Source organism: Streptomyces sp. NPDC058955 (assembly GCF_042741435.1).
In the GTDB taxonomy this organism is placed as follows: Bacteria; Actinomycetota; Actinomycetes; order Streptomycetales; family Streptomycetaceae; genus Streptomyces.
Window position 1 is genome coordinate 30,890 of the sequence record NZ_JBHYKM010000088.1, and the last position, 5,150, is coordinate 36,039.

A 5,150-nucleotide genomic window follows, 5' to 3' on the forward strand; every position below is an offset into this window, starting at 1 on the left:
GGGGCCGCGCCCGCGGCCCCCCCCCGGGGCCCCCCCCCCCCGGGCCCCGCCCCGGGGGGGGGGGGCCGAGGGCGCCACTCGCGGGGGGGCCCCCCCCCCACCGCCCTTTTTCCGTACCCGGCCCGCCGGCGGGACTCAGCCGCCGAGGGCACCGGGCCGGGTCCGCAGCCAGTACGCGCGGGCCGCGACGGCGAGGGCCACCCCGTACCCGCCGAACGCGATCATCCCGGGCCAGGCCGCGAGCAGCACGTCCCGGGAGCTCGGGAAGTCGCCCGGAGGCATCGTGACCACCCCCGCCGTGGCCAGGGCGCAGTACCCCAGCCCGAGCACCCCGTACGGAGCGAGGGTGGCGGCACCGAGCAGCGCCGGGGTCAGAGGGAGCAGGCGCGGCACCCGGCGGCCCCGCAGGAAGGGCACCCAGCGGGGGAAGACCCGGCCCCACGGGCGGACGAGCCCCCAGAGCAGGAAGACACCGAGCAGAGCGAGCAGCACGGTGGCGTCCAGGCCCCAGGACTGCAGGGTCAGCCAGATCCCCGAGGCCCCGTTGCGCTCGGAGACCGCGAGCATCTGCTCCTTGTCCACCCCGGCGTAGCTGCCGCCCCATGCCCAGGCCAGCTTCATCCCGGCGTAGGGCAGAAAGGCCACCGTCCCCACCCACGCGACACGCTGCACCCGGGCGGGGGCCACGGACGACGTCTTGCCCGGGTCCCGCGCGGTCGCCGCGAGCGATACGGCTCCGACGGCCGCGAGCAGCCGGTTCGCCGTGGCCACCCAGTTGTCCACGCCCTGTCCGAACAGCAGCGTGATGACGTCCATCAGCAGACTGAACGCGGCGGCGCAGGCGAGCCCGCAGGCCACCCACAGCAGCCTCCGCAGTCCCGGGCGCGGCCCGTACCGTGCCACCGCCCCGCCGGCCACCGCCGCCAGCGCCCCCACGGCCACGACCCCCCAGCCGAGCGCGGCACCCCCGCCCCCGAAGAGCGGAGTCCCGCTCACCACCCCCACGAGTCCGAACCCGGCATAGGAGATCCCCCACGCCACCGACACCCGAGGACCCGTCCGGTCCCACCGTTTCCGTCCGTCATCGGTCATGCCACGACCTTCGCCCCGACGACGGGCCGGGTCGTCAGCCCTGCGGCCGGTCCGCCCTACGTCGCTGGGTTGACCCCGCGTAAGCCCTGGGTCTCACCGCCAGGTGGCGGTCACCGCTTGGGTGTCGACGCGCATGCCCAGCGGTACCCGCCAGGAGTCCACGCACACCGTGTACGTCCGCGTCCGCGCCGCCCCGGCGGCGATCGGGGCCGGCAGCGGCTGGCTGGTGGTGACCGTGCCCCAGTCGATGCCGAGCGCGCCGATGACATGGGTCTCGAAGGTGGCGGTGCCGGAGGCGGCGGGGGAGCCGCCGGTGTTCCGGAAGGTCACCGTGACCTGCTCGCACCAGCGCTCGCCCGCGTCGGCGGTGACCGGTTCGGAGACGGTCAGCACGGCCGGCCCGGGCGGCGGCGTGGCCGTGGTCGGCCGGGGCGAGGAGGGGGGCGAGGAGGTGGTGGGCGCCGGAGTGGGGGCCGGGGTGCGCGGCGGGGGCTCCGTCGCGCCGGGCGCGGGGCTGCCGGAGGGCGAGCCGCCGCCGGAAGGGGCGCCGGGCGGCGCGCCCGACTCCGTACCCCCTCCGGAACCGCCGGCCTGGCCCGTGGCGCTGTTTCCCGGCCCCGCGCTCGGGCGCGCGGACGGGACTCCCGTGCCGGCCGAGGGGGACGGCGAGGCGCCCGGCGGGGGTTCCGACGCGGGGGCCGGGGGCGGCGAGGAGGTGCTGGAGGTGAGGCCGCTCGCCGTGGGGCTGTCCAGCGGGACCAGGGTGACCGCGCCCGAGGGGCCGACGGCGCCGCCCGGTGAGGGACCGGCGCCGACCGCCGCGAACCCGTCGCCGTCTCCTCCGCCGCCGCACGCGGTGAGCGCTCCGCCGAGGCAGAGCGCCACCGCCACGAGTACCGGCTGCTTCCTGCGCCTCATGCGCCCCAGTGTGGCTGACGCCTCGTCACCAGGGGGCGGCTTTGCGGAAGTCAGTCCGAGATCAGGCCCTCGCGGAGCTGGGCCAGCGTGCGGGTGAGCAGCCGCGAGACGTGCATCTGCGAGATGCCGACCTCCTCGCCGATCTGCGACTGGGTCATGTTCGCGAAGAAGCGGAGCATGATGATCTGCCGCTCCCGGGGCGGGAGTTTGGCGAGCAGCGGCTTCAGCGACTCGCGGTACTCGACGCCCTCCAGGGCCGCGTCCTCGTAGCCGAGGCGGTCCGCGAGGGAGCCCTCGCCGCCGTCGTCCTCCGGGGACGGCGAGTCGAGCGAGGAGGCCGTGTACGCGTTGCCCACCGCGAGGCCGTCGACGACGTCCTCCTCCGACACCCCGAGCACGGCGGCGAGTTCGGGCACGGTCGGCGAGCGGTCCAGCTTCTGCGCGAGCTCGTCGCTGGCCTTGGTGAGGGCGAGCCGCAGCTCCTGGAGCCGGCGCGGGACGCGGACCGACCAGGAGGTGTCGCGGAAGAAGCGCTTGATCTCGCCGACGACGGTCGGCATCGCGAACGTCGGGAACTCCACGCCGCGTTCGCAGTCGAAGCGGTCGATCGCCTTGATCAGGCCGATGGTGCCGACCTGGACGATGTCCTCCATCGGCTCGTTGCGCGAGCGGAAGCGGGCCGCCGCGTACCGCACGAGGGGGAGGTTCAGCTCGATGAGGGTGTCGCGGACGTAGGTGCGCTCCGGGCTGTCCGCCGCCGCGCCCTCGGCGTCGAGCGCCCGCAGCCGCAGGAACAGGGAGCGGGAGAGGGTGCGGGTGTCGAGGGCCGCCGGCGCGACGGCGGGCTCCGGAGCGGGCAGCGCCCCGCTCTCGGCCGCGGTCGGCGCCGTCGTCTGCGTGGGCACGGGCTCGGGCACGAGGACCGGGACGGGCGTGAGCGTGAGCACCTTCGAGCTGCCCTGATCTGCGGACATGCCACCCCCTAGAGGTCGCGGACGGTCGCGGTGGGCCGCGACCATCGGAGGAACGCAGCTTCCACCTGAATACCGGCCGTGGGGCTGCGGCAAACGCGTCCCCAGCAGAATGTCACATGTCGGCAACACGCTGTAGTGACTTGTCGACAAGGAGAGGCCGCATATCCGCAGGAAACAAGGGGTGTACGGCAATTGGGGCGCCGCGGAACTCCTCCGAACCGGTCTACCCGTTCCGGTCATGCCTCGATTCTGTTTGCGGATCTCAGGCGGGCGAAGCTCCGGGCGAGGAGCCTTGACACGTGCATCTGCGAGACCCCCAGCTCCTGGCTGATCTGAGACTGGGTCAAGTTGCTGTAGTAGCGCAGCATCAGGATCCGCTGCTCCCGCTCGGGCAGCTGGACGAGCAGGTGCCGGACCAGGTCGCGGTGCTCGACGCCGGCCAGCGCCGGGTCCTCGTAGCCGAGCCGGTCGAGCAGTCCGGGCAGTCCGTCGCCCTCCTGCGCGGCCTCCAGGGAGGTGGCGTGGTACGACCGTCCGGCCTCGATACAGGCGAGCACCTCGTCCTCGCCGATCCGCAGCCGCTCGGCGATCTCGGCGGTCGTGGGGGAGCGGCCGTGAGCCGTCGTCAGGTCCTCGGTGGCGCCGTTCACCTGCACCCACAGCTCGTGCAGCCGGCGCGGCACGTGCACGGTGCGGACGTTGTCGCGGAAGTACCGCTTGATCTCGCCGACCACGGTGGGCATGGCGAAGGTGGGGAACTGCACGCCCCGGTCGGGGTCGAAGCGGTCGATCGCGTTGATCAGGCCGATGGTGCCGACCTGGACGACGTCCTCCATCGGCTCGTTGCGCGAGCGGAAGCGGGCCGCCGCGTACCGCACGAGCGGCAGGTTGGCCTCGATGAGCGCCCCGCGCACCCGGTCGTGCTCGGGGGTGCCCGGCTCCAGGTTCTTGAGCTGCCCGAAGAGCACCTGGGTGAGCGCCCGGGTGTCGGCGCCCCGGCTGCTCTGCGGTCGGGGGCGCGGGGTGTCCGCGGCGCCACCCGCCTCGTGCTGGGGCGGGACCTGAGGCGCTGTACTGGCCGGCACGTTCACGCCACCCCTTTGGCTGGTGTAGCTGGTCGACTGGGTCAACTACGGTCAAACGGTCAATTCATCCGTCAAAAGCGGTCATAGCATCACAAGACATGTCCACTGTGTGCAAGCACCGCATAACCACGTGTTGAAGGCATGGTGGAGGAAAAACCGGAGGCCAGAGGCGCGCTGAGCCGCAACGCGCGAGACCCCCCGCCCGGACGGCGGGGGGTCTCGACGACGTACGGCCGGTGAAGGGCCTAGAAGGGGTAGTCCGCGATCACCCAGGTGGAGAACTCGCGCCACAGCGCGACCCCGGCCTGGTGCGCCGGATGGTCGAGGTACCGCTGGAGCGCCTCCAGGTCCTCGACGGCCGAGTTGATCGCGAAGTCGTAGGCGATCGGCCGCTCCGACACGTTCCAGTCGCACTCCCAGAACCGCAGCTCGTCGATCTGCCCGCCGAGCGCGCGGAACGCCTCGACGCCGGCGACGACGCGCGGGTCGTCGCGCTCGACGCCCTCGTTCAGCTTGAAGAGGACCAGATGGCGGATCACTGGAGGCTCCTAGTTGATGAGTTCCGTCATGAACTCTCCGACACCCTTGGCGGCGCTGGAAAGGCCCTCGAAGCCTATCTGGACCAGGTCCGCGGACCGGTCCGGGGACGTGATGATCGCGTACAGCACGAAGACCCCGAACGCGTAGACCGCGACTTTCCTCGCCTGGGACATCTGTCCTCCCCCTCCCGGCGCCGGGATTCGGCCTCGGCGGTGGCCCACTCTAACCGAGCCTTTATGGACCAAGGGCCCGTGCTTCGGGGTCTTTCGCCGTCCCCCGGAAGGGGGTACGGGGAGCAGGATGGATGTCGAGCCCGGCGGATCTGGCAGGAATCCGCGGGGCGCATGGAACCGGCCCGCACTGCGGGGTCCGCGCCGCGAGCTTCCCCCCTGACTGCGGCGCAGGACTTGCCGGACCGGTTCTCATCGGGGGGAGCGGCTTGTGGCCCCCATTCCGCGCCCCCCCGCGGCGCGGCGCGCCCGCCCCCCCCCGCCCCCCCCCCCGGGCGGCCGCCCCCCGGGGGGGCGCGGCCCGGCCGCCC

At 73.5% G+C, this 5,150-nt stretch carries 6 protein-coding genes; all 6 read right to left on the reverse strand.

Annotated features, from left to right (window positions below):
* Positions 1-135: 135 nt before the first annotated feature.
* The 6 genes from ACFW1I_RS27575 to ACFW1I_RS27600 all read right to left on the reverse strand — a co-directional run bounded on the left by ACFW1I_RS27575 (position 136) and on the right by ACFW1I_RS27600 (position 4,782).
* The gene (locus ACFW1I_RS27575; protein WP_384674904.1) at positions 136-996 is read right to left on the reverse strand and encodes a hypothetical protein; all 861 of its coding nucleotides are present in this window, start codon (positions 994-996) and stop codon (positions 136-138) included.
* A gap of 189 nt (positions 997-1,185) precedes the next feature.
* A complete protein-coding gene (locus ACFW1I_RS27580) occupies positions 1,186-2,010 on the reverse strand; it encodes a hypothetical protein (RefSeq protein WP_384674906.1) in 825 nt (274 codons plus the stop codon).
* Between the two features lie 50 nt (positions 2,011-2,060).
* Positions 2,061-2,984 (reverse strand): RNA polymerase sigma factor SigF, encoded by a 924-nt coding sequence (locus ACFW1I_RS27585; protein WP_384674908.1) that lies wholly within the window; start codon positions 2,982-2,984, stop codon positions 2,061-2,063.
* Positions 2,985-3,220: 236 nt separating this feature from the next.
* Entirely contained in the window at positions 3,221-4,069 is an 849-nt protein-coding gene (locus ACFW1I_RS27590) for an RNA polymerase sigma factor SigF (protein ID WP_031003319.1), read from the reverse strand.
* A 245-nt stretch (positions 4,070-4,314) separates the two neighbouring features.
* Positions 4,315-4,608: a Dabb family protein gene (locus tag ACFW1I_RS27595; RefSeq protein ID WP_384674910.1), complete on the reverse strand. Its 294-nt coding sequence runs from the start codon at positions 4,606-4,608 to the stop codon at positions 4,315-4,317.
* Between the two features lie 9 nt (positions 4,609-4,617).
* Positions 4,618-4,782 (reverse strand): hypothetical protein, encoded by a 165-nt coding sequence (locus ACFW1I_RS27600; RefSeq protein WP_199806607.1) that lies wholly within the window; start codon positions 4,780-4,782, stop codon positions 4,618-4,620.
* Positions 4,783-5,150 lie beyond the last annotated feature (368 nt).

Excerpts from the sequence above, each read along its gene's own strand:
- ACFW1I_RS27580 (WP_384674906.1), bottom strand. The coding sequence starts at position 2,010 with ATGAGGCGCAGGAAGCAGCCGGTACTCGTGGCGGTGGCGCTCTGCCTC.
- ACFW1I_RS27585 (WP_384674908.1), bottom strand. The coding sequence starts at position 2,984 with ATGTCCGCAGATCAGGGCAGCTCGAAGGTGCTCACGCTCACGCCCGTC.
- ACFW1I_RS27600 (WP_199806607.1), bottom strand. The coding sequence starts at position 4,782 with ATGTCCCAGGCGAGGAAAGTCGCGGTCTACGCGTTCGGGGTCTTCGTG.